This is a genomic window from Alphaproteobacteria bacterium (assembly GCA_030739735.1).
Taxonomy (GTDB): Bacteria; Pseudomonadota; Alphaproteobacteria; order UBA7887; family UBA7887; genus UBA7887.
The window spans coordinates 1-23,043 of record JASLYQ010000022.1 but is presented as its reverse complement, the minus strand read 5'-3'; the positions used below and the strand labels follow the sequence as shown (position 1 = coordinate 23,043).

The window sequence follows — 23,043 nt, the reverse complement described above, 5'->3', positions numbered from 1 at the left end:
TGCTCACCATCGTAAAAAGGGGCAGTCCGCCACCGCGACTTTAGTCAATCAACTCGCTGACTTCCGTCACCGCCGCACAAAGGCGGGTGATATCGCCAGGTTCGCTGAGGCGGTGATCGCCCGCCTTGACGAGCGTCACGGCGACGCGCTCGCTTTCCAGTGCCTCGGCGATGGTAAGCGCGGTCTGCCAGGGCACCGCCGTGTCCTGCATACCGTGCAGGAGGCGCACTGGAATTTCCAGCGCGATCGGCCCGTGAAGTAGGCAGCGGGCATTACCGTCGTCGATCAGCGCCTGTGTGATGATGTAGGGTCCGTCATCGTACTCAGACGGCATTTCCACCCTGCCCTTATGCAATAATGCCAGGCGCTGCTCGTCGTCGAATTCCTCTTCCACCATGCGCCGTGTGAAGTCGGGTGCGGCAGCGATGCCGACCAGCCCGGCGACGCGTTGACGCCGGGCAAGCGCCGCCAGCAGCATTATCCAGCCGCCCATGCTGGAGCCAACCAGCAGCACCGGTGCGTCGTTAAGCATGTCGATGACAGCCAGTGCATCGTCGACCCAGCGCCCGATGGTGCCGTCGGCGAACGCGCCCGAGGATTGCCCGTGGCCATGATAGTCGAAGCGCACGTAGCCCTGGCCGCGCTCGCGGCAAAAGGCCCCCAGCGCCTGCGCCTTGGTGCCTGTCATGTCCGACATGAAGCCGCCACAGAAGATCACCATCGGTCCGTTGCCAGGGCTTCGGTGATAGGCCACGAAGTGGCTATCCGGGCGCTTCAGTTGATCTGGCTCAGGATCGGTTATGGTCGTAGCTCCCCATGCGGGCTATCTATGGTGTTGAGGAAAGCGCGCGGTTGCGCGCAGGTCAAGGGCAGAGGCGATGGCTGGAGGGCGATGCGTACTGCAAGTGCTGCCGGCGATGGGCGCCGGTGGCGTGCCGCGCGGGACCATCGAGGTGGCGGCAGCGCAGATCGCGGCCCGTTGGCAGGCGCTGGTCGCCTCCGCGGGGGGTCCTGGTGTTGATGCGCTCGAGGCCGCAGGCGCCGAGCACATCGCCTTGCCGCTCGACAGCAAGAACCCTTTTGCTATCGCCGCCAATGCTCGTCGGCTCGAAGCCCTGATCCGCCAGCGCCACATCGACCTGGTTCATGCGCGCAGCCGTGCACCGGCCTGGAGCGCGCTCATGGCGGCACATGGTGCTGGCGTCCCCTTCGTTACCACCTTCCACGGCACCTACGGCCATGCCAACGCTTTCAAGCGTCGTTACAATATTGTTATGACCAAGGGCGACCGGGTCATCGCTATCTCCGAGCACATCGCACGCCACATGCAGAAAATCTATGGCACGCCGCCGGAGCGCATCTGCGTGATTCCCCGCGGCGTCGATCTGTCCGTGTTTGATGCGGCCAAGGTGGCGCCCGAGCGCGTCACCGCCCTGCGCCAAACCTGGGGTGCGGACGATGCCCCAGTGGTCCTGCTGCCGGGCCGGTTGACGGGCTGGAAAGGCCAGACAGTGCTGATCGAGGCGGCTCGACTGGCCAAACAACCCATGCGCATTGTGCTAGCTGGCGATGCGCAGGGCCGCGGGCGCTATGTGGCGCGGCTACGTGAGCAGATTGCGGTAGCGGGGCTTGCAGACAGTGTGGTCATACCCGGCGACGTGAGCGATATGGCAGCAGCTTGCCTCGCTGCTGACGTGGTGGTCTCGGCCTCAATCGATCCGGAAGCCTTCGGCCGCGTTGCCATTGAGGGCCAAGCTGTAGGCCGCCCGGTAATCGCTACGGCCCATGGTGGCTCGCTCGAGTCCGTGGCAGATGGCGAGACCGGCTGGTTGGTGCCGCCGGGCGATGCTACAGCCCTAGCGACAGCGCTTGAGCGGTGTCTCGCCATGCCCGAGGCGGCCCGGGCAGCCATGGGTGCCGCCGGGATCGCTCGCGTCCGGGCGCGCTTTACGGCCGAGAAAATGTGCGCCATGACGCTAGCCGTCTATCATGAGTTGTTGGAAATTTAATTGGTGACAGTTATTAATTTCGTTTCATGCCGCCGAGGAGCCGCCTGTGTCAGCAAACAGTAACTGCTACTAATTAAGTGCGGCGCTAAAACATGGCTGAGAGGATCCTCGTCATCAAGCTTGGCGCGCTCGGCGACTGGGTGCTGGCGACGGGGCCGTTCGCTGCCATCCGCGCGTATCATCCTGGGGCCGAGATCACGTTGCTCACCGTTTCTGCCTTCGCGGGCTGGGGCGAGGCCTGTGGTTGGTTCGACCGGGTATGGTTGGACGAACGCCCCGGCTGGATGCGGCCAGGCGTCTGGCTCGCCATGCGGCGGCGATTGGTGGCGGCCGACTTTGAGCGGGTCTACGACCTGCAGACCTCGGACCGCTCCAGCCTCTATTTCCGTCTGTTTGCCCGCGGTGTGCGGCCCGAATGGTCGGGCATTGCGGCCGGCTGCTCGCACCCGCATGGTAACCCTGAGCGCGATGCTATGCACACCCTCGACCGGCAGGCCGAGCAACTGGCGATGGCTGATATCGCCGAGGTGCCGCTGCCGTCGCTCTCCTGGCTCGATGCCGATATCTCGTTGCCGAGTACGCCTTACGCCCTGCTGGTGCCCGGCGGGGCTCCCCACCGTCCGACCAAGCGCTGGCCGCACTACGCGGCGCTGGCAAAGGCGCTGGCCGAGCGCGGCACCCTGCCTGTGCTGATCGGTGCTGAGGCCGAGCAGGATACCCTGGCTGTCATCGCGGCCGAAGCCTCTTGCGAAATCCAAAACCTTTGTGGTGCGACCACCCTGGACCAACTTGCCCCCCTCGCGCGCAGCGCCGCACTTGCCGTTGGCAACGACACCGGGCCGATGCACATCCTCGCCGCCTGCGGCACGCGCTCTGTCGTCCTCTTCAGCGCCGCCTCCGATCCCTCGCTATGTGCGCCCCGCGGCGAAAATGTGACCGTGCTGCAAATGGCACAGCTTGCCGACTTGCCGCCCGAAAAAGTCCTGGCTGGCCTCGCTTGACAGGGTCGCGCACGGCACCCATTGTCCGCGCCGAGATGGCAACAATTTCCGAATCCACACTCCGAGAGATCGCTATTACTTTGCCGGACGGCTCCGTCCGGGCTTTCCCGCGTCCGGTTACCGCCGGAGAAGTGGCAGCCACCATCGGGCCCGGGCTGGCCAAGGCGGCGATCGTTGCGCGCGTCAACGGTGCGCTCTGGGATCTCAACCGCGAGATCGAGGCTGATGCCGAACTGACGATCGTTACAGCCAAGGACGCGGAAGGGCTTGAAGTGTTGCGCCATGACGCCGCGCATGTGCTGGCCCAGGCTGCAAAGGAGCTTTGGCCCGATATTCAGGTAACTATCGGCCCGGTGATTGAGGACGGCTTCTATTATGATTTCGCTCGCGATGAGCCCTTTACTCCGGAAGATCTGGAGCGCATGGAAAGGCGCATGCGCGAGATCGTCGATCGCGACGAGCCGATAGCACGTAAGGTTTGGCGCCGGGACGACGCCATTAACTTTTACGAAGAGATCGGCGAGACGTACAAGGCACAGATAGTCCAGGAACTTCCCGATGACGAACTCATCACGATCTACAAGCAGGGCGAGTTCACTGATCTCTGCCGTGGCCCACACTTGGCGTCCACGGGCAAGCTCGGAAAGGCATTCAAGCTACTCAAGCTAGCCGGCGCTTATTGGCGCGGCGATTCGCGCAATACCATGCTGCAACGCGTTTACGGCACGGCCTGGACGTCCGAGAAGGAGCTTAAGGCCTATCTGCACCGCCTTGAAGAAGCCGAGAAGCGCGATCACCGCCGGCTCGGCCGCGAGATGAATCTCTATCACTTTCAGGAGGAAGCGGCGGGCAGCGTCTTCTGGCACCCTAAGGGCTGGACGCTATATTGCGCCGCCCGGGAGTACATGCGCCGTCGCCTCGACGCCGCTGGCTATGTTGAGGTACACACGCCAGAGCTCGTCGACCGCGTGCTCTGGGAGCGCTCGGGCCACTGGGAGAAATTCCGCGAACACATGTTCACTGCCGAGTCGGAAGACCGCGTGCTGGCGCTCAAGCCCATGAACTGCCCCTGCCATGTGCAGGTCTTTCGCCAGGGCATCAAGAGCTACCGAGACCTGCCGCTCCGCATGGCCGAGTTCGGCGCCTGCTACCGCAACGAGCCCTCGGGCGCACTGCACGGGCTGATGCGAGTGCGCGCCTTCGTTCAGGACGACGCCCACATCTTTTGCACCGAGGACCAGATTTCGTCTGAGACCGTGGAATTCTGCACCCTGTTGCTCGATATTTATCGCGACTTCGGTTTCGAGGACGTGACCGTTAAGTTTGCCGACCGCCCGCCCGTGCGCGCGGGTGATGACGCTGTCTGGGATCGTGCCGAGACGGCGTTGCAAGAGGCCTGCCGGGTGGCGGGCCTTGAGCCCGTGCCGAACCCCGGCGAAGGCGCATTTTACGGACCGAAGCTCGAGTTCGTGCTACGCGATGCCATCGGCCGCGACTGGCAATGCGGCACGCTGCAGGTCGATTTCGTCTTGCCGGAAAGGCTCGACGCCAACTATATCGGTGAGGACGGTGGCAAGCACCGTCCGGTCATGCTGCACCGGGCGATCCTCGGCTCCTTCGAGCGCTTCATCGGCATTCTGGTGGAGAACTATGCCGGGCGCTTGCCCATGTGGCTGGCTCCAACCCAGACTGTGGTCGCCACCATTACCAGCGAGGGTGACGCCTTCGCGACCGAGGTGCGCGATGCTTTCGCCACCGCCGGCCTGCGCTGCGAGATCGACTTGCGCAACGAAAAAATCAACTACAAGGTCCGCGAGCACAGCCACGCAAAAGTACCGGTAATCGCGGTCGTCGGCGCCCGCGAGGCGGCCGAGCGCACAGTCTCAATCCGCCGCTTGGGCGAAAAAAAACAGGAAGTGCTTGCTCTTGACGATGCGAAATCGATACTTGTCGGCGAAGCTGCCGATCCGCTGACGCGGGCCGGCAAGATCTAACGAGGTGTTTTTGCCCGGAGCTGTCGAAGTCGTGTCGTGGCTCTTGGGAGGGAGGGGCCGCCGGGTTTTGCGCGTGCCTTGATGCTAACAACGAGAGGAGCAGGCCGATAGTCAGATTCCATCCGCCCGTACCCCCGCAACGCGAGGGGCCACGCGCCAACGACCAAATTCATGCCGACCCGGTGCGCCTGGTCGACGATGCCGGTGAAATGATAGGGGTGTTGTCCCTCGGAGACGCCCAAGCCCGCGCCGACGCTGTCGGGCTTGACCTGGTGGAGGTCTCGCCAAACGCTGCGCCGCCGGTCTGCAAGATTCTCGATTACGGCAAGTACAAGTACGATGCGCAGAAGCGCGCCGCAGAAGCGCGCAAGAAGCAGAAGACCATAGATATCAAGGAGATCAAGATGCGTCCCGGCATCGATAACCACGATTACGATGTCAAGATGCGCCGTATCGTCGAGTTCCTCGGAGAAGGCGATAAGGTTAAAGTAACACTACGCTTCCGTGGCCGCGAGATGGCCTATCAAAACCTTGGCATGCAGGTGCTAGACCGGGTCCGTGACGAGCTCGACGAACTCGGCAAGGTCGAGCAATTTCCAAAGATGGAAGGGCGCCAGATGACCATGGTGATCGCCCCGAGATAAGGAGCGTACGCCGGTCTTCGCGTTCCTCTCTTTGTCGCTTATACTACCTCGTGGCGACACGGGATGGCCGGTCTTGGGAAAGTTTACCGGCACATGGCCCTGGCACCACTTATTGGGGATTGGGTCAACCGGTCGGAATTCGCAGCTCGTAAGTGTATCCGAAGACCCCGCCTGAACAGGTCCCGCCAAGGCCAATGGGTGACGGCCACGTGCAAGCTGAAAAGCTTGTGCAAACTTCGTTTGGGGCCTCTGCCGGTGCTTTAAGAATGTCTTGCAGAGGCGCGCTCTGCCAGCTATAAACCGCCGCCTGTGCCCGGCGGCCAGCATGGTCGGCCGGGTTTTTTTCGCCGGCCCAGATTCGCCGGTATAGGCGTTTCGTTGAGGTAAAGAGCAATGCCCAAGCTCAAGACCAAGAGTGGCGCCAAAAAGCGTTTTCGCCTGACGGCGAGCGGCAAGGTCCGCATGAACCAGATCGGCAAGCGCCATGGCATGATTAAGCGCACCAAGAAGTTCATCCGCAACCAGCGCGGCTCGACTATCATGTCAGACTCCGACGCGCGAATCGTCAAGCGCAACTTTCTTCCTTACGGCTGAGCGAGCGGAGAGGGCCCATGGCACGAGTCAAGCGCGGCGTTACCACCCACGCCCGTCACAGGAAGGTGATCAAGGCGGCTAAAGGCTATTACGGCCGCCGCAAGAATACTTTCCGCATCGCCAACCAGGCGGTGGAGAAGGCCGGCCAGTACGCCTACCGCGACCGCCGCAACCGCAAGCGCGCCTTTCGCCGTTTGTGGATTCAGCGCATCAATGCTGGCGCCCGTCTGCACGGCCTCACCTATGGCGAGTTTATGCACGGTCTGACCAAGGCCGGCATCGAGCTAGATCGCAAGGTGTTGGCCGATATCGCGGCACGCGACCCGGGTGGTTTTGAGGCCCTGACCACGGCTGTGCGCGAGGCCATCGCCAAAAGCTAGAACGCCACGCACGAGTCCGCTAGTTTTGGGGGGCGTTCCAGTTGGAACCGCCCCTTTTTCGATGGTCCTCAGGCTTAATACGGGACACGACATGACGATCAGCGAGACCGCCGCACGGGTGCGCGAGGAATTCACCGCCGCGATCGCCGATGCGGTGACCCTGGAGACGCTTGAACAAGTGCGCGTCGCCGCCCTCGGCAAGAAGGGCCCGGTGAGCGACTTGATGCGTGGGCTCGGCGGCATGAGTCCGGAAGAGCGTAAGGAGGCAGGCCCCCTGCTCAACAACCTCAAGCGCGAGCTCGGCAAGGCCATCGAGGCGCGGCGCGGCGCATTGAAAAAAGCGGCGCTTGATGCCCGCCTTGTCGAAGAGCGCATCGATGTGACCGCGCCCGTACGCCCTGAGACTGTGGGCAGCGTTCACCCGGTAAGCCAGGTGCTCGACGAGATCACCGAGATCTTCGCCGACATGGGGCTCGAGGTGGCGGAAGGCCCCGACATCGAGACCGACTTCAACAATTTCACAGCGCTGAACATCCCGCCCGAGCATCCGGCACGGCAGATGCACGACACCTTCTATTTCCCCGAACAAGACGACGGCTCCAAGCTTGTCTTGCGGACCCATACCTCGCCGGTACAGATTCGTACCATGATGGGTGGGCCGCCGCCGTACCGCATCGTCATTCCAGGGCGCACCTATCGTTGCGACTACGACATGACCCACACGCCCATGTTTCACCAGATCGAAGGTCTGGTGGTTGATCGTGAGACCCATATGGGGCACCTCAAGGGTTGCCTGATCGACTTCACCCGCGCTTTCTTCGAGGTTGCCGACCTGCCGCTGCGCTTCCGCCCCTCCTATTTTCCCTTCACCGAGCCCTCGGCCGAAGTGGACATCGGCTGCACCACCTCTGGCGGCAAATTTCGTGCCGGCCACCAAGGCAATGACGATGACGGCTGGATGGAGATCTTGGGTTGCGGCATGGTGCATTCGCGCGTGCTCGCAAATTGCGGCTTGGACCCGGGCGAGTATCAGGGCTTCGCTTTCGGCATGGGCATCGACCGTCTGGCGATGCTGAAATATGGCATCCTCGATCTGCGCGCCTTCTTCGACTCCGATCTGCGCTGGTTGCGCCATTACAGCTTCGCGGCACTCGACCTGCCGAGCCTGGGCCAAGGTTTAAGTCGATGAAGTTGACCCTAAGCTGGCTCAAGGAGCATCTGGAAACGGAGGCCTCGCTTGACGAGATATCCTCGGCGCTGACCATGCTAGGCTTGGAAGTCGAGTCGATAAATGACCGCGCGGCCGAGCTCGCACCTTTCACGGTCGCCTATGTCGAGACGGCGGAGCAGCACCCCAATGCCGACCGCCTGCGTGTGTGCAAGGTCAACACGGGCACGGAAGTGTTGGACGTGGTTTGCGGCGCGCCCAATGCGCGCGCCGGCATGAAAGTCGTCTTCGCGGCCATTGGCACACATATTCCCGGCACCGACATGGTGCTGGAGAAGCGTGCCATCCGTGGAGTCACGGGCTTCGGCATGCTCTGCTCCGAGCGTGAGATGGGTATTTCGGACGACCATGAAGGCATCATCGAGCTGCCTGACGACGCTGAGATCGGCGCGCCCTTCGCACCGCTGGTGGGTCTCGATGATGCGCGCATCGATATTGCCATCACCCCCGACCGCGGCGACTGCTTGGGCGTGCTCGGCATCGCCCGGGACCTGGCCGCCGCTGGCATCGGCAAGCTGATCACGCCGGCGATTAAGCCGCTGCAGGGGGATTTTGCAAGCCCGATCCTCGTGCGGCTCGACTTCACGCAAGAGACTGCCGATGCCTGTCCGCTGTTCGTCGGCCGCTATATCCGCGGGGTGAAGAACGGCTCGAGCCCTGACTGGTTGCGGCGGCGCTTGCGCGCGGTGGGTTTGCGGCCTATCTCGGCGTTGGTCGATATCACTAATCTCGCTACGTTCGACCGGGCGCGGCCGCTGCACGTGTTTGATGCTGACGCGCTGGTCGGTAATATTCACGTGCGCCTGGCCCGCGCGGGTGAGCGCTTGGCTGCGCTCGACGATAAGACCTACGAGGTTGACCCTGAGATGACGGTGATTGCCGACGACGACGGTCCGGTAGCGCTCGCGGGCGTGATCGGCGGCGCACCCACAGGCTGCACGGCGAAGACCACTAACGTCTTTCTCGAATCCGCCTATTTCGATCTCGTTCGCACGGCAACGACCGGACGCAAGCTACAGATCGAATCGGATGCACGCCACCGGTTTGAGCGTGGCATAGACCGCGAAGGCACTGTGTCCGGCGCGCAATATGCCACACACTTGATCCTCGATATTTGTGGCGGTGAGGCCAGCGAACTTGTCATTGCCGGGGGTGCGCCGGGGGATAAGCGTGAGATCAGGTTCCGGCCCGGGCGTGTGCACGCACTGGGTGGGCTCGATGTGCAGTGCGACGAGAGTACGGCTATTCTCCACTCCCTCGGCTTTGCGCCGCAAACAACCGCCGAGGATATTACGGTCCGCGTGCCGACCTGGCGCCACGATATTGACGGCGAAGCCGACATCGTCGAGGAGGTTCTGCGTGTCAAGGGCTTCGATACCATTCCCGCGGTCTCTCTGCCGCGGGCACACGCTGTGGCACGGCCCGGGCTCGACGGGCCCAAGCGGCGCGTGCGCCAATCCCGGCGCACGCTGGCCGCGCGCGGGCTCAATGAATGCGTTACCTGGTCGTTTCTCTCGGGCGAACAGGCGGCGTTGTTTGGCGGCGGCAAGGCGGTTCTGGCGCTTGCCAATCCGATCTCCAGCGAGTTAACCGATATGCGTCCAAGTACGCTGCCCAATTTGCTTGCCGCCGTGGCCCGCAATCGGGCACGCGGGTTCGATAGTTTCGGGATGTTCGAGGTCGGGCCGATCTACGCTGACGACACGCCGGAAGGCCAGGGCGTGGCAGCGGGTGCCGTGCGTTGTGGCCAGAGTGGCCCGCGCAACTGGCTCGATGTGCCGCGTTCGGTCGATGCCTTCGACACCAAAGGTGATGCGCTTGCCCTGCTCACCACGCTCGGCATTCCAACCGACCGAGTCAACGTCACGGCCGATGCTCCCGACTGGTACCACCCCGGTCGCTCCGGTGTGCTGCACTTGGGGCCGAAGACCGTGCTCGGCCATTTCGGCGAGCTGCATCCGCGCATCCTTGGGGCCTTCGATGTCGAGGCACCTATCGCCGCCTTCGAACTGTTCCTCGACGCCTTACCGCGACCGAAACTCAAGGCGACTCGTGCCCGCCCGCCATTCACGGTCTCCGACCTGCCGACGGTTTCGCGCGACTTTGCTTTCCTGGTTGATGAAGGTGTGCCCGCCGAAGACGTACTGGGCGCTGTGCGCCAAGTCTCTGCTAAGAACTCGCTCAAGCTACCATTCTCGGATATCACCCTGTTCGATATTTATGAGGGCGAGGGCATGGCCGAAGGCAAGAAGTCCGTCGCCTTCTCCATTACCCTGCAACCTACAGAGCGCACGCTGACCGATGACGAAATCAAGACCGTCGCCGACGCCGTGATCGCGCAGGTGACCAAAGCCACCGGCGGCGAGCTGCGGGGATAAACACAGGCGGATCATGACCGATCTCGCACACATCCGTAATTTTGCCATTGTGGCGCATATCGACCATGGCAAGTCGACCCTGGCCGACCGGCTGATCGAGCGCTGCGGCGGCTTGGCAGCGCGGGAGATGTCGGCGCAGGTGCTCGATTCGATGGATATCGAGCGCGAGCGCGGCATCACCATCAAGGCGCAGACGGTGCGCCTCACCTATACGGCAAAGGACGGCAAGACCTATATCCTCAATCTCATCGATACGCCGGGGCATGTGGACTTCTCCTACGAGGTCTCGCGGAGCCTGGCGGCCTGTGAGGGCTCGCTGCTTGTGGTAGATGCGAGCCAGGGGGTTGAGGCGCAGACCCTGGCCAACGTCTACAAGGCGATTGAGCAGGGCCACGAGATCGTCACCGTGCTCAACAAGCTAGACCTGCCGGCAGCAGAGCCCGAGCGTGTCAAGACGCAGATCGAGGAAGTGGTGGGGCTCAACGCCTCCGATGCGCTCGCCATCTCGGCCAAGACAGGTGAGGGCATTGACGAGGTGCTCGAAGCGCTGGTCACGCGCCTGCCGCCGCCCGACGGCGATGTCTCGACGTCCCTCAAAGCACTGCTCGTCGACAGCTGGTACGACGCCTATCTTGGTGTTGTGGTGTTGGTGCGCGTGCTTGATGGTGAGCTTCACAAGGGCCAGAAGCTGCGCTTCATGGCGACCGGCACGACGCATCAAGCCGAGCGCGTCGGCGTGCTGACCCCGAAGGGCGTGCAAGTGGAGGCGCTCGGCCCCGGGGAGGTCGGCTTCATCACCGCCGCTATCAAGACGGTTGCGGATACGCAGGTGGGCGATACCATCACCGACGATCATGTACCGACAGCAGAAGCGTTGCCCGGCTTCAAGCCCAGCGTGCCCGTGGTCTTCTGCGGTCTCTATCCCGCAGACAGTGCCGATTATGAGCGCCTGCGTGACAGCCTCGCCAAGCTACGCCTTAACGATTCGAGCTTCGAGTACGCGCCCGAGACCTCGGCCGCGCTGGGCCTGGGCTTTCGCTGCGGCTTTCTTGGCCTGTTGCATCTCGAGATCGTACAGGAGCGCCTCGAGCGCGAGTTCGACCTTGATCTCGTGACCACGGCACCGAGCGTCATCTATCAGGTGCACCAAACCAACGGGCATGTGATTGAACTGCACAATCCCGCCGACCTGCCCGACCCGGTACGGATCGACCACATCGACGAGCCCTGGATCTGCGCCACCATCTTCGTGCCGGGCGACTATCTTGGCGCTGTGCTCGGCCTTTGCACCGACCGCCGCGGCGAGCAGGTCGAGCTGACCTATGTTGGTAACCGCGCCATGGCGGTTTACCGCCTGCCGCTCAACGATGTGGTGTTCGACTTCTACGATCGCTTGAAGTCGGTGAGCCGCGGCTATGCCAGCTTCGACTACGAGCTCGACGGTTACGCCACCGGGGATCTCGTCAAAGTATCGATCCTGGTCAATGGCGAGAGCGTCGATAGTCTCGCCTTCATGGCCCATCGCGCACGCTCCGAGAGCCGCGGCCGGGCGTTGTGTGAGCGACTGAAGGCGCTGATTCCGCGTCAGCTCTTCAAGATCGCCATCCAGGCAGCGATTGGTGGCAAGGTGGTGGCGCGGGAGACCGTTAGTGCCCTACGCAAGGACGTTACGGCAAAATGCTATGGCGGCGATATTACCCGCAAGCGTAAGCTTCTGGAAAAGCAGAAGCGCGGCAAGAAACGCATGCGCCAGGTCGGCAACGTCGAGATCCCCCAGGAGGCCTTTCTCGCGGCGCTCAGGATCGAGACCTAATACCAAGGCTCAATGATAAAGAGCCATTGTGATAGCCCGAAGCGGCTTTTCAGGTAGGACCGGCACACCAGTCAATTCGGGGGTACCGTTTTTAAGCGCCGCGACGCATCTAAAGAGTTGCTTCGAGCAACCGCGGGTCGCCCCAAGAATATCAGGCAAAGACGTGGACTCGGCCATTAGCTTGCCGCACACGAAAAGCATCAGGCCGAGCGCGGTCAGCCTTGCGGTCTTCTTGATCAGGGCAGTCATGCGCTCGACGGCCTTGGCCGCGTCCTCGCCGCCGGGTAGCCACGCGATCATGTGGCAATTGTACGCTGCGGCAAGAATCGCCAGCAACGCCAGAAATCGAATACGAATTGAACCCAGACTTCGGCGTTCATGCTCTCCCCTCGCCAGACAAGGTGCATAATGGCTGGAACTATCGCTGGTGCGCGAGCACCGGAGCAAGTGATGGTGCTTGCATTGATGTCTTGACCGCCGGCCTTGCTTGCGATACCCGCGCCCCATGCCACAAGCGGATCTCTACGTCTCAAGCCGTGGCGAGGCGCCCCGCCTCGGTTTCTCCAACACCTTGTTTGCCGGCCTGGCTGCGGATGGCGGCTTGTATGTGCCCGAGGTCTGGCCCACCCTGCCGCCGGCCATACGCGCACCCTTGCCCTATGCCGAGGCCGCCCAGGCGGTCATGTTGCCTTTTGTCGGCGACGATATTGCGCCCGACGTGCTGGCCCGCTTGGTAACCGAGTCCTACTCCACCTTCGACCATGCCGAAGTTGCGCCACTGGTCGAGATCGGCCACGACGAATGGCTGCTCGAGCTATTCCACGGACCCACCCTCGCCTTTAAGGACCTAGCGCTGCAGCTGCTCGGGCGCTTCTTCGACCACTTTCTTGGCGAGCGCCAGAGCCGCGTTACCATCATCGGTGCCACCTCGGGCGATACTGGCTCGGCGGCGATCCATGCTTTCCGCGGGCGTGACAATCTCGATATCTTCATTCTGCACCCGGAAGGCCGTGTCTCGGAGGTGCAGCGCCGTCAGATGACCACCGTTGTAGACGCCAACGTGCACAATATTGCCATCGACGGTACCTTCGACGACTGCCAGGCGCTGGTGAAGGCGATGCTCGCTGATGTGCGCTTTCGGGGCGACCTCAATCTGTCGGCCGTTAATTCGATCAACTGGGCGCGGATCATGCCGCAGATTGTCTACTATATCACTGCTGCCGCTGCGCTGGCCGGTAGGGGGCCAGTGACCTTCGCCGTGCCGACGGGAAATTTCGGCGACGTCTATGCCGGCTATGCAGCGCAGCGCATGGGTCTCGATGTGGCACGGCTGATCGTTGCTACCAACCGCAACGATATTTTAGCGCGGGCGCTGGCCGACGGCGACTATCATGTGGGTGAGGTCGCGCCCACAATGTCGCCGAGCATGGATATCCAGGTCTCAAGCAATTTTGAGCGTCTGCTGTTCGAGCTCTACGATCGCGACAGCACCAAGATCTGTGCGCTGATGGCGGAACTGGTGGCGGACGGCGGCTTCACTATTGCAAGGCCGCAGTTGACGCGGGCGCAGCACATATTCTCGGCAGCGCGGGTCGACGAGGAACAGACCCTGGCAACGATGGCTGAGGTGCATGGCGCGACCGGTCTGCTGGTCGACCCCCACACCGCGGTCGGCATTTGCGCCGGTCGGGGGCAACGAGAGCCCGGCAGCCCCCTTGTGATCTTGTCGACAGCGCATCCGGCTAAGTTTCCCGAGGCCGTGGAGAGAGCCACCGGTCGCCGCCCCGAACCGCCACCGGCCCTGGCGGCGGGGCTGGCTGGCGAGGAGCGCTGCGATAGCTTGCCGCGTGACCCGGCCCAAGTGCAGGCCTATATTCGCGCCAAGGCAACGCTGTAGGAGAGATGTGAGTGAGTACGGGACCGGAGGTGCGCACAGCGCGCCTGAGCAACGGGCTGCGCCTAGTCAGCCAGGAGATGCCGACGTTGGAGACCGCTGCGCTCGGAGTCTGGGTAAACACGGGCGGGCGCCACGAGAGCGCGGCGCTGAACGGCGTTTCGCACTTGCTTGAGCATATGGCCTTCAAGGGTACAGAGCGCCGCGATGCCTATGCTATCGCGACCGAGATAGAGGCTGTGGGTGGCCACCTCAACGCCTATACCTCGCGCGAGCAGACCGCCTATTACGCTAAGGTGCTAAAGGAAGACCAGGCGCTGGCCATGGACCTGCTGGGCGATATTCTCTGCCACTCGCAGCTCGCTGATGACGAACTGGCTCGCGAGAAGGACGTGGTGATCCAGGAGATCGGCCAGGCTCACGATACGCCCGACGATATCGTCTTTGACAATTTCCAGGAAGTCGCTTATCCGGGCCAGGCCATTGGCCGCCCGGTGCTGGGCTCGGCCGATGGTGTCGCGGCGCTGGGGCGCGAGGATTTGTTCGGGTATCTCGGCGAGCGCTATACCGCCGCCGACATGGTGCTCGCGGTGGCGGGCAATATCGATCACGACAAGCTGTTGGACTGGGCTGGGGAGGCCTTCGGCGGCATCGCGCCGGGGCCGGGGCCGGGTTGTGAGCGGGCCCGCTACGTGGGCGGTGAGTTTCGCGGCAGGCGCGATCTCGAGCAGCTGCACATGGTGCTCGGTATCGACGGCATCGCTTACAACGACAACGATTTTTACGCCCTGCAGGTGCTTTCTACTCTGCTCGGCGGGGGCATGTCCTCGCGCCTCTTCCAGGAGGTGCGGGAGAAGCGCGGCCTTGCCTATTCCGTCTTCACGTTTGCCGCTAGCTATGTCGATGGCGGGCTGTTCGGTGTCTATGCTGGCAGTGGCGGCGAGGAGGGACCTGAACTGCTCGAGGTGGTCTGCGACGAGCTGCGCAAGGCCTGCGACGGCATCGGTGAGGACGAAGTGGCGCGCGCCCGCGCTCAGCTCAAGTCGGGCCTGCTGATGGCGCTGGAAAGCTGCTATTCGCGATGTGAGCAGCTGGCCCGCCAGACATTGATCTACGGGCGCGTCAAGTCGGTGGCTGAGACCGTGGCGGCCGTGGATGCGGTCGATGCGGCGGCGGTCGAGGCCTGCATGTGGCGTCTGCTGAGCGGCGCCGCTCCGACCTTCGCGGCGCTTGGGCCGGTGGCGGAACTCCCGGCCCTGGAGACGCTTGCGGCACGACTCGCCTGAGCCCGGCTGGCAGGAGGTGCGCGCCGCGTGATAAGTTTGTCTCGTCGTTGCTGAGGAGCATGGGCATGAAGGGCCTGGTGAAGTCGCTAAGCGAGCTAATGCGCAGCCGACCGCTGCCGGCAGGGCGGGTCTATCTGCGGCCACCTGCGCGCTCAGACTGGCGGCGCTGGGCGGCCCTGCGTGAGGAAAGCCGCGCCTTCTTGCAACCCTGGGAGCCGACCTGGGCGCCCGATACGCTGACCCGCAAGGCCTTCGCGCGGCGCCTCAAGGCCTATGCTATGAACGCCCAGGCCGATGTTGGCTACGCGCTGCTCATGTTCCGCGCCACCGACGGTGCACTGGTCGGGGGCATCTCGCTCAACCATGTACGCCGCGGCAACAGCCAGAGCGCTAGCATCGGCTATTGGATGGGCCAGCCCCATACCGGCCAAGGCTATATGACCGAGGCCGTTGCCGGCGTGCTGCCTTTCGCTTTCGACCGGCTGCGCCTGCAACGGCTATCCGCCGCTTGCTTGCCGCACAATACGGCCAGTCGGCGGGTGCTGGGAAAGGTCGGCTTCACGGAGGAAGGTTTTGCCCGGCGCTACCTGCGTATCAACGGCGAATGGCGCGACCATGTGATCTATGCCATGCTTAATACTGATGCCCGGCCACTGACGGCGGCCGAAGCGCCCAAGCGCGCGGCGCGGCGCTTCAAGGCTGAGGTCAATGAAGTTCTGGCCCGCACTGCGAGCCTTAAGCTCGGCGCTGGCGGAAGCTGAGCTGATATCTCGCAAACGCCCGATCGACAAATGAAAGTCTCAGTTGGGTTTGGTGGGAAATAAATCTTTCCCCGCAGCACAGAGTGGTGACAGTTACTTGTTAAATACGTGGGGTTTCAGATAATTTTGAATATCGAGATAATCATTAATTTTAACATATTGATAATAAATCGAACATTCATGAAAAATAAGAAACCGCCACCAGATATAAGGCTCAGGCATGCCCGGCTTCGCCAGAGAGCAGGGCGAGGTCGATGCCGACCTTGGCGACAGCGCTTTGCCATTTACTGTCGTGCTCGCGACCGAAGACGAGGTCGTGGTCGGCCGCCACATGTAGCCAGCCGTTCTGCTGGATTTCGTCGTCGAGTTGGCCGGGCGCCCAGCCGGCATAGCCGAGCGCCAGCATGGCTTTGCCCGGGCCATTGCCGCGGGCGATCGAGCGCAGCACGTCGATGGTCGAGGTCATGGCAAAATCTTCGCTGACGCGCAGCGTTGCATCACTGACATAGTCTGGGGTGTGCAGCACGAAGCCGCGCGCCGATTCCACGGGACCGCCGAAATGTACTTGGACGCGGTCGTCGAGACCCTCGTCGGCGCCCGATAGCTGCATTTGCTTCAACAGATCGGAGAAAGACAGCGCGTCGACCAGCTTGTTGATCATCAGACCCATGGCGCCGTCGGCATTATGGGCGCACATGTAGACGACACCGTGCTCGAAGCGCGGGTCGCTCATCTGCGGCATGGCGATAAGCAGATGTCCCGGGAGATAGCCTTCCTGGTCGCTCAAGCCTGCCTTTGCCTCCACCATGTTGGCACGAACGCCGGGTTGCGCGATTGTGCAAGGGCTTTACCCCGTGTGCTGGGGCGATCCTGTGTATAGTCTCACACAATGACGTGGACACAAAAACACTTTCGCGCAAGCTTGGGGGTGCTTCTGCTGTTCGGCGCCGGGCCGGCGCTTGCCGCCTCTTCGCCCTGGGCCAGCAGCGACGTCAGCCAAGTGCGCCTACTATCCGCGACACTGGCAGTTGGCGATGCGGCACGGCTGCAACTCGGCCTGCAGTTCCAGCTCAATCCGGGCTGGAAGATTTATTGGCGCAGCCCCGGCGATTCTGGCTCGCCGCCGCGCCTCGATCTGGCGGGATCTGAGAACATCGTCGAGACGGTGCTCCACTGGCCGGCGCCACAACGCTTCCACGAGGCCGCTGGACTGGAGACCGTGGGCTACAAGAATCAGGTGGTGCTGCCGCTAACCGTGATTCCGGCACGCCCTGGCGCGCCCGTAACTGTTCGCGCTACGGTTGACTACCAGGCCTGCGAGGTGGTCTGCGTGCCGATGACAGCGGTGCTCTCCCTCACGCTCCCGGTGGGGCCGGCGGCGCCGTCGCCTTTTTTCCAGCTTATCGAGCGCAACGCCGCACGCGTTCCCGGCGTGCCCGAAGCGGCGGCCGTCGAGATTGCGGCAGCCGGCGCGGTGGGGCAGCCACCGGCGCAGACGTTACTTGTGGTAGCGCGCTCGCCGGTACCATTCTCGGCACCGGATTTGTTCGTCGAGGCCTCGAGCCGCTATCGCCTGTCCGCAAGCGTCGCCAGCCTGTCGGGCGACCGCACTGAGGCGCGCCTTCAAGTGGCGGTGGAGGCACGGGGCGACCGCGACCTGGTTGGCCAGGAAGTCGCCGTCACTTTGGTTGATGGAGACCGCGCCGTTAGCTTTCCTTTGACCGTTGCCGCGGTTTCTGCGCCGCCGGTCGTGAGCACTGCCAAAACCTCGCTATGGGCCATCCTTGGGCTTGCCCTGTTGGGCGGTCTGATCCTCAATCTGATGCCCTGCGTACTGCCTGTGTTGTCGCTTAAAATCCTGGGAGCCATCAGCCATGGTGGCGGCGAGCGGCGCCGGGTCTCGCTCGGCTTTCTGGCTTCGGCCGCGGGTATCGTCGCCTCGTTTTTGCTGCTCGCCGCCACCGCGGTCGCGGTCAAGTTGGCCGGCGGCGCAGTCGGCTGGGGCATCCAGTTCCAGCAACCGCTGTTTCTCATCTTCCTAGTGCTGGTGGTGGGGCTGTTTGCCTTCAACCTCGTTGGTCTGTTCGAGATGCGCCTGCCGGGCTGGCTTGGCGATCTCGGCCTGGCGGCTGGCAGCCAAGGGAAGAGCGCCGGTGGCCTGGTCGGCAACTTCATCACCGGCGCTTTTGCGACGCTGCTGGCGACGCCCTGCTCGGCACCCTTTCTCGGCACTGCCGTCGGTTTTGCCTTGGTCCGCGGGGCGCCCGAGATCTTCGCCGTATTTGTGGCCCTCGGGATCGGTATGGCAGCCCCCTATCTGCTCGTCGCCGTCTTTCCCGGCCTGGCTACTGGCCTGCCACGGCCGGGGCCGTGGATGCTGCGTTTGCGCTGCATTCTGGCCCTTGCTTTGGTGGCGACGGTGGTCTGGTTGCTTTGGGTGCTTGAGGGCGTTGCCGGGCTCTCGGTCGCGTTCGGGGCCGCCGTTGCGGTGGTCGCGCTCGGGGCGCTGTGCTGGCTGCGCCAAGCGCGCCCGGAGAAGGCGCGTGCTGCACTTGGCGCGATGGCGTTGGCACTGATCTTCGCCTTTGCCGTGCCGGGCTGGCTGTTGACTGCCGGCGGGCGCGGTGGCGACGAGATGACAGCCGTATCCTGGCAACCTTTCGACATTGTCGCGATCGGGGAGGCGGTAGCAGCCGGCAAGACGGTCTTTGTCGATGTCACTGCCGACTGGTGCGTCACCTGCAAGGTCAATAAGCGCCTGGTCATTGCTGATGCGGCGGTGCGTGCGCGCTTAGAAGGGTCCGCTGTGGTCTGTATGCGCGCTGACTGGACGCGGCCTGATCCGGCCATCGCCACCTATCTGGCGAGCTTCGGACGCTACGGCATTCCCTTTAACGTGGTCTACGGCCCGGCCAGCCGCTATGGCCTGGTGCTGCCGGAATTGCTAAGCACGGGAGCCGTGCTTGAGGCGCTGGACGCTGCGGGAGACGTATAACCCAAATCATTTTGGGGTTTGGGCCGCGAGCATTGATCGTCTATGACTCTCAACCGACCGGCAGTGGGTCAGCGAGCCAGAGAGGGCATATTTATGACGATCAAGGTAGGTGACACGGTTCCGTCCATCACCCTGCGGCAGATGACCACGGATGGCATCAAAGAGGTATCCACCGACGAGCTTCTGGGTGGCAAGAAAGTGGTGCTATTCGCCTTGCCGGGCGCCTTTACGCCGACCTGCTCGTCCAAACACGTGCCGGGCTTTATCGAGAATGCCGAGGCGCTCAAGGGCAGGGGTGTCGAGGCCATTGCCTGTGTCTCCGTCAACGACGCCTTCGTCATGGATGCCTGGGGCAGGGATCTCGGTGTCGGCGATTCGGTGCTGATGCTGGCTGACGGCAATGCTGACTTCACCCGCGCCGTGGACTTGATGCTTGACGGCAGCGGCATCGGCTTTGGCGTGCGCTCGCAGCGCTATGCCATGATCGTCGACGACGGCGTGGTCAAGCATCTCGCGGTCGAGGATGGCACCGGGCTGGATGTCTCCGCGGCCGAGAGAATTCTGGCGATGCTTTAAAAGCGAGTGCGGCCCGCGCCTTAAGTCGATGGTCGCCATTCGCCATATCCGACAAGCCAGTCAAGGGTCCATGGCCGACCTAAGATAGGCGCTTCGTATTTTTGACTGGCGCGCCAAAAATGCGACTCACTCACCATCAACTTAAGGCGCCCTCTGCGGATCTTTCGTTCTCTCGACCTATTTTGGTTTGACCTGCTCGACGCCGAGACGGGCGAGGGTATCGGCACGCTCGTTGCCTTCGTCGCCGTCGTGGGCCTTGACCCAGAGCCAGGTGATGTCGTGTCCGGTCACCAGCGTATCGAGGGACTGCCAAAGGTCGACATTGGCGACCGGCTTGCCCGCTTTTGTGCGCCAGCCATTGGCTTTCCAAGTGGTGACCCATTCGGTGATGCCGTTGCGCAGATAGGTCGAATCCGTGTGTAGGTGCACCTGCATGGGCCGCGTTAGCGCGCCTAACGCCTCGATTGCGGCGGTCATCTCCATGCGGTTGTTGGTGGTCGCGGGCTCGCCGCCGTAAAGCTCCTTCTCCGCCTCGCCATAGCGCAGCACGACACCCCAGCCGCCGGGACCCGGATTGCCCGAACAGGCGCCGTCCGTATAGATCTTGACGACCTCGTCGTCCGCCATCTCAGTCGAGTCCGTATTCGCCGCTGCCGGCAACGCTGCGGTGGAAGCGGAGGATGCGCAAGAATTCCATGGGGTCCTTGGGCGAGACCAAAGCGTTCTCCGATATGTGCAGCCAGTCGTGTAGGCGGGTGAGCAAAAAGCGCATGGCTGCGCCGCGGCAAAGCAACGGCAATGCCGTTAGCTCGGCCGGCAAAAAGGGACGCAGGCTGCGGTAGGCCCGCAGCAGATGTCGTGCCTTGGTTACGTTAAAATCACCGTCGACCTCGAAGCACCAGGCATTGAGGCAGATGGCGATATCGTACGCGAAGAAATCGTTGCAGGAAAAATAGAAGTCGATCAGGCCGCTGACTGCGCCGTCCGCGAAGAAGACATTGTCGGGGAAAAGGTCGGCATGGATGACCCCTTGTGGCAGATCGCTGGGCCAGTCCGCTTCGAGCGCCGTGATCTCGCCGTCGATCTCGTCGGCTAACCCCGGGCTCACCTCACTGGCGCGAGCCCGCGAGTGCTCGAACAACGGCCGGAAGCCGACAATGGAGAGGTCGTTGGCGCGCTGGCCGTCATAATCCTGCCCGGCCATGTGGAAGCGGGCCAGCGCTTGGCCCAACGATTGGCAATGCTCGGGCCAGATGCGCCGTGGCCAGACCCCGTCGAGGAAGCTTACGATCACGGCCGGCCGCCCGACCAGCTCGCGCAGCGTGGTGCCATCACGTGTCGCTAGCGGTGTTGGGCAGGCGATGCCGCGGGTCGAAAGATGGTGCATTAGGCCGAGGAAGAAAGGCAGGTCGTCGCGCGCCACGCGCTTCTCGTAGAGCGTCAGGATGTGGCGGTCTCGATCGGTGATGAGCAGGTAGTTCGAGTTCTCGACGCCTTCGGCAATGCCAATGACAGAAACTAGCTCGCCGATATCGTAATCAGCGAGGAAGGCGCGTAGCTCCGCGTCGGCTATGTCGGTGTAGACAGCCACGCCCGCCTTGTACGCCAAAAAGCCCGGTCTGGGGAGGTGTCTGTGCTTGTCTGCCGCCGGCCCTGTGCGATACTCGGGCCGAACTCGCCTAAGAAAAATGATTCATGACCAAGCCGCGCATTGCGCAACGGGGTCCCAACAAGGTTAAGGTGAAAATGGGCAAGTCCTATGCCTGGTGTGCCTGTGGCCGGGGCGCCGAGCAGCCGTTTTGCGGTAGCACGCATAAGGGAACTGATATCAGGCCGATTGTTTGGAAGGCGACCAAGGATGAGACCATGTGGCTATGCGGTTGCAAATATACGGGAATGGTGCCGGAATGCGATGGTAGCCACGAGGCAGTCTGACCATGCCCAGATGCTTAGTATTTTTGCTCCTGCTTCTGCCGCTGCTTGTAGCGTGCGACCCCATGGCCATCTTCAGCGGCGAATCAGTGCAACTGCCCTGCCCGCAGGTGCGCGTGCTGGCCGAGGGTGAGCGCTACGCTCGCTTCCGCGACGGCGTCGTTGATCTCAACGGTTTGGAGATAGAGGCCAGCTTCCTGTCGCTTGAAGTCACGTGCGAGTATGACGACGACGATGATCCGGCCAGCCGCATGGTGCTCGATCTCGACCTGGTGGTTGGCGTCGAGCGTGGTCCCGCGGCCCTGGCCAAAGGCGATCAAGTGCCCTATTTCGTTGCTCTGATTGGCCCTGACCGTCGGGTTGTCGAGCGCATTCGCTTCGATGTCGCGGTGGCCGCACGGGTGCCGGGACAGCTGTTCACGCTGTCCGAGCCCGAAGAGATCCGCCTGGTCTTTCCCGCTGGCGCCGCTGTCGCACCCTGGCAATATGAGGTGGTGGTGAGCTTCCTGCTCGACCGTGGCCAATTGGAGTTCCAGCGCCGCAATCAAAACTGAGCTACGCTTGACGTTGGTTGTGAAGGTCGTACACTTCGCACATCCCTTGCGGGAGAGATCGGCTGCGAGCCGGCGCCGAAGGAGCAACCGCCCCGGAATCTCTCAGGCAAACGGACCGCAAGGGCCGCACGACCTCTGGAAAGTAGGCATCGGTGCACCACGCGCCACAGCCTCACCGAAGGTGTAAGCCTCGAGCGGGTGAAGCTCTCAGGTTTCGAGACAGAGGGGGCATGGGTCACGGCACGCCGTGGCACCCCCTGGCTCGGAGGCGCCGGTGCGCAATAGCGATCTAGCTCCCCAGACGGAATTACGGCGTACCCCATTGTACGGTCTGCATCAGGCGCTTGGTGCGCGTATGGTTGGCTTCGCCGGCTGGGACATGCCGGTGAAATATGGCGATGGCATTCTCGCCGAGCATGCCCACGTGCGCGAGGCGGCCGGTCTATTCGATGTCTCCCATATGGGCCAGGCTTGGCTGGCGGCGGACGGGGACGTGGCCAGGCTGCTGGAGACTCTGGTGCCGAGCGATATCCGCGGGCTAGCGCCCGGGCGTATGCGCTATTCCCTGCTGCTGGCTGAGAACGGCGGTATTATCGACGACCTCATGATTGTTCGCCCGCCTGAAGGCGAGCGGCTGCTGCTTATTGTCAACGCGGCCAACGCGGCCCAGGACTACGCCCATATCAGCGAGCGCTTGAGCGATCGCGCCAGCCTCGAGCCCGCCGAAGGACTTGGGTTGCTGGCGCTGCAGGGCCCGCAGGCGGTGATGGCGTTGGCGCGGCTTTGTCCAGCCGCTGCCGAGCTCGGGTTCATGGGCAATGCGCGGCTCGCCATTGACGGCATATCCTGCCTCATCTGCCGCTCGGGCTATACCGGCGAGGACGGCTTCGAGATCTCGGTTCCCGGCAACCGCGCCCGGGCTCTGGCGGAGCGTCTACTGGCGTTGTCGGAGGTTGGTCCGGCTGGGCTCGGCGCGCGCGATTCGTTGCGCCTCGAGGCGGGCC

Annotated in this window: 22 protein-coding genes and 1 riboswitch; of the genes, 17 read left to right on the top strand and 5 right to left on the bottom strand. The window is 63.0% G+C overall.

The features are described from left to right. Positions 1-40: 40 nt before the first annotated feature. Positions 41-754, bottom strand: coding sequence for an alpha/beta hydrolase (locus QF629_10805; protein MDP6014017.1), 714 nt, complete (start codon positions 752-754; stop codon positions 41-43). A 124-nt stretch (positions 755-878) separates the two neighbouring features. Here QF629_10805 and QF629_10800 point away from each other — a divergent pair, with 124 nt between their 5' ends. The 9 genes from QF629_10800 to lepA all read left to right on the top strand — a co-directional run bounded on the left by QF629_10800 (position 879) and on the right by lepA (position 12,041). Next, on the top strand, positions 879-2,009 hold the full coding sequence (locus QF629_10800; GenBank protein MDP6014016.1) for a glycosyltransferase family 4 protein: 1,131 nt from the start codon (positions 879-881) through the stop codon (positions 2,007-2,009). A 92-nt stretch (positions 2,010-2,101) separates the two neighbouring features. Next, positions 2,102-3,010, top strand: coding sequence for a glycosyltransferase family 9 protein (locus QF629_10795; protein MDP6014015.1), 909 nt, complete (start codon positions 2,102-2,104; stop codon positions 3,008-3,010). Between the two features lie 35 nt (positions 3,011-3,045). Next, positions 3,046-5,004, top strand: a complete 1,959-nt coding sequence (thrS, locus tag QF629_10790) for a threonine--tRNA ligase (protein ID MDP6014014.1) — start codon at positions 3,046-3,048, stop codon at positions 5,002-5,004. Positions 5,005-5,111: 107 nt separating this feature from the next. Then, positions 5,112-5,648 (top strand): translation initiation factor IF-3, encoded by a 537-nt coding sequence (gene infC / locus QF629_10785; protein MDP6014013.1) that lies wholly within the window; start codon positions 5,112-5,114, stop codon positions 5,646-5,648. Positions 5,649-6,041: 393 nt separating this feature from the next. Then, on the top strand, positions 6,042-6,242 hold the full coding sequence (rpmI, locus tag QF629_10780; protein MDP6014012.1) for a 50S ribosomal protein L35: 201 nt from the start codon (positions 6,042-6,044) through the stop codon (positions 6,240-6,242). A 17-nt stretch (positions 6,243-6,259) separates the two neighbouring features. Next, positions 6,260-6,622, top strand: a complete 363-nt coding sequence (gene rplT / locus QF629_10775) for a 50S ribosomal protein L20 (GenBank protein MDP6014011.1) — start codon at positions 6,260-6,262, stop codon at positions 6,620-6,622. 91 nt (positions 6,623-6,713) lie between these two features. Beyond that, the gene (gene pheS, locus QF629_10770) at positions 6,714-7,811 is read left to right on the top strand and encodes a phenylalanine--tRNA ligase subunit alpha (GenBank protein MDP6014010.1); all 1,098 of its coding nucleotides are present in this window, start codon (positions 6,714-6,716) and stop codon (positions 7,809-7,811) included. Next, entirely contained in the window at positions 7,808-10,228 is a 2,421-nt protein-coding gene (gene pheT / locus QF629_10765; GenBank protein MDP6014009.1) for a phenylalanine--tRNA ligase subunit beta, read from the top strand. The genes pheS and pheT overlap by 4 nt, the downstream gene beginning before the upstream one ends. Before the next feature lie 13 nt (positions 10,229-10,241). Continuing rightward, on the top strand, positions 10,242-12,041 hold the full coding sequence (gene lepA, locus QF629_10760) for a translation elongation factor 4 (protein ID MDP6014008.1): 1,800 nt from the start codon (positions 10,242-10,244) through the stop codon (positions 12,039-12,041). 9 nt (positions 12,042-12,050) lie between these two features. Here lepA and QF629_10755 read toward each other — a convergent pair whose 3' ends face one another. Then, on the bottom strand, positions 12,051-12,377 hold the full coding sequence (locus QF629_10755) for a hypothetical protein (GenBank protein MDP6014007.1): 327 nt from the start codon (positions 12,375-12,377) through the stop codon (positions 12,051-12,053). A 169-nt stretch (positions 12,378-12,546) separates the two neighbouring features. Here QF629_10755 and thrC point away from each other — a divergent pair, with 169 nt between their 5' ends. The 3 genes from thrC (at position 12,547) to QF629_10740 (ending at position 15,982) form a co-directional block, all read left to right on the top strand. Continuing rightward, the gene (gene thrC, locus QF629_10750; protein MDP6014006.1) at positions 12,547-13,938 is read left to right on the top strand and encodes a threonine synthase; all 1,392 of its coding nucleotides are present in this window, start codon (positions 12,547-12,549) and stop codon (positions 13,936-13,938) included. A gap of 11 nt (positions 13,939-13,949) precedes the next feature. Beyond that, entirely contained in the window at positions 13,950-15,221 is a 1,272-nt protein-coding gene (locus QF629_10745) for a pitrilysin family protein (GenBank protein MDP6014005.1), read from the top strand. Positions 15,222-15,319: 98 nt separating this feature from the next. Continuing rightward, complete coding sequence (locus QF629_10740; protein MDP6014004.1) at positions 15,320-15,982, top strand: GNAT family protein; 663 nt, start codon at positions 15,320-15,322, stop codon at positions 15,980-15,982. 214 nt (positions 15,983-16,196) lie between these two features. Here the strand turns inward: QF629_10740 and QF629_10735 are convergent, their stop codons facing one another. After that, positions 16,197-16,790 (bottom strand): YqgE/AlgH family protein, encoded by a 594-nt coding sequence (locus QF629_10735; GenBank protein MDP6014003.1) that lies wholly within the window; start codon positions 16,788-16,790, stop codon positions 16,197-16,199. 81 nt (positions 16,791-16,871) lie between these two features. On the opposite strand from QF629_10735, the gene QF629_10730 reads away from it, so the two are divergent. Both QF629_10730 and QF629_10725 read left to right on the top strand, forming a co-directional pair. Then, a complete protein-coding gene (locus QF629_10730) occupies positions 16,872-18,977 on the top strand; it encodes a protein-disulfide reductase DsbD family protein (protein MDP6014002.1) in 2,106 nt (701 codons plus the stop codon). A gap of 93 nt (positions 18,978-19,070) precedes the next feature. Further along, a complete protein-coding gene (locus tag QF629_10725) occupies positions 19,071-19,553 on the top strand; it encodes a peroxiredoxin (GenBank protein MDP6014001.1) in 483 nt (160 codons plus the stop codon). Positions 19,554-19,730: 177 nt separating this feature from the next. Here the strand turns inward: QF629_10725 and rnhA are convergent, their stop codons facing one another. Together rnhA and QF629_10715 are read right to left on the bottom strand one after the other, a co-directional pair. Then, positions 19,731-20,180 carry a ribonuclease HI gene (gene rnhA / locus QF629_10720; protein MDP6014000.1) on the bottom strand — a complete coding sequence of 150 codons (450 nt, stop codon included), beginning with the start codon at positions 20,178-20,180 and terminating at the stop codon, positions 19,731-19,733. A gap of 1 nt (position 20,181) precedes the next feature. After that, the gene (locus QF629_10715) at positions 20,182-21,144 is read right to left on the bottom strand and encodes a homoserine kinase (GenBank protein MDP6013999.1); all 963 of its coding nucleotides are present in this window, start codon (positions 21,142-21,144) and stop codon (positions 20,182-20,184) included. Between the two features lie 104 nt (positions 21,145-21,248). Here QF629_10715 and QF629_10710 point away from each other — a divergent pair, with 104 nt between their 5' ends. From QF629_10710 to QF629_10700, 3 genes are all read left to right on the top strand, one after another. Beyond that, entirely contained in the window at positions 21,249-21,488 is a 240-nt protein-coding gene (locus QF629_10710; protein ID MDP6013998.1) for a CDGSH iron-sulfur domain-containing protein, read from the top strand. Positions 21,489-21,550: 62 nt separating this feature from the next. Then, positions 21,551-22,039: a hypothetical protein gene (locus QF629_10705; GenBank protein ID MDP6013997.1), complete on the top strand. Its 489-nt coding sequence runs from the start codon at positions 21,551-21,553 to the stop codon at positions 22,037-22,039. 39 nt (positions 22,040-22,078) lie between these two features. Continuing rightward, positions 22,079-22,167, top strand: a riboswitch (glycine riboswitch). Between the two features lie 146 nt (positions 22,168-22,313). Next, positions 22,314-23,043: glycine cleavage system protein T (locus QF629_10700; GenBank protein ID MDP6013996.1), on the top strand; the 730-nt coding region annotated here is incomplete at its 3' end.

Excerpts from the sequence above, each read along its gene's own strand:
- QF629_10705 (MDP6013997.1), top strand. The coding sequence starts at position 21,551 with ATGGCCATCTTCAGCGGCGAATCAGTGCAACTGCCCTGCCCGCAGGTG.
- rpmI (MDP6014012.1), top strand. The coding sequence starts at position 6,042 with ATGCCCAAGCTCAAGACCAAGAGTGGCGCCAAAAAGCGTTTTCGCCTG.
- QF629_10740 (MDP6014004.1), top strand. The coding sequence starts at position 15,320 with ATGCGCAGCCGACCGCTGCCGGCAGGGCGGGTCTATCTGCGGCCACCT.
- QF629_10730 (MDP6014002.1), top strand. The coding sequence starts at position 16,872 with ATGACGTGGACACAAAAACACTTTCGCGCAAGCTTGGGGGTGCTTCTG.
- thrS (MDP6014014.1), top strand. The coding sequence starts at position 3,046 with ATGGCAACAATTTCCGAATCCACACTCCGAGAGATCGCTATTACTTTG.
- rplT (MDP6014011.1), top strand. The coding sequence starts at position 6,260 with ATGGCACGAGTCAAGCGCGGCGTTACCACCCACGCCCGTCACAGGAAG.
- QF629_10800 (MDP6014016.1), top strand. The coding sequence starts at position 879 with ATGGCTGGAGGGCGATGCGTACTGCAAGTGCTGCCGGCGATGGGCGCC.
- QF629_10735 (MDP6014003.1), bottom strand. The coding sequence starts at position 16,790 with ATGGTGGAGGCAAAGGCAGGCTTGAGCGACCAGGAAGGCTATCTCCCG.
- pheS (MDP6014010.1), top strand. The coding sequence starts at position 6,714 with ATGACGATCAGCGAGACCGCCGCACGGGTGCGCGAGGAATTCACCGCC.
- pheT (MDP6014009.1), top strand. The coding sequence starts at position 7,808 with ATGAAGTTGACCCTAAGCTGGCTCAAGGAGCATCTGGAAACGGAGGCC.
- lepA (MDP6014008.1), top strand. The coding sequence starts at position 10,242 with ATGACCGATCTCGCACACATCCGTAATTTTGCCATTGTGGCGCATATC.
- thrC (MDP6014006.1), top strand. The coding sequence starts at position 12,547 with ATGCCACAAGCGGATCTCTACGTCTCAAGCCGTGGCGAGGCGCCCCGC.
- QF629_10795 (MDP6014015.1), top strand. The coding sequence starts at position 2,102 with ATGGCTGAGAGGATCCTCGTCATCAAGCTTGGCGCGCTCGGCGACTGG.
- QF629_10710 (MDP6013998.1), top strand. The coding sequence starts at position 21,249 with ATGACCAAGCCGCGCATTGCGCAACGGGGTCCCAACAAGGTTAAGGTG.
- QF629_10725 (MDP6014001.1), top strand. The coding sequence starts at position 19,071 with ATGACGATCAAGGTAGGTGACACGGTTCCGTCCATCACCCTGCGGCAG.
- rnhA (MDP6014000.1), bottom strand. The coding sequence starts at position 20,180 with ATGGCGGACGACGAGGTCGTCAAGATCTATACGGACGGCGCCTGTTCG.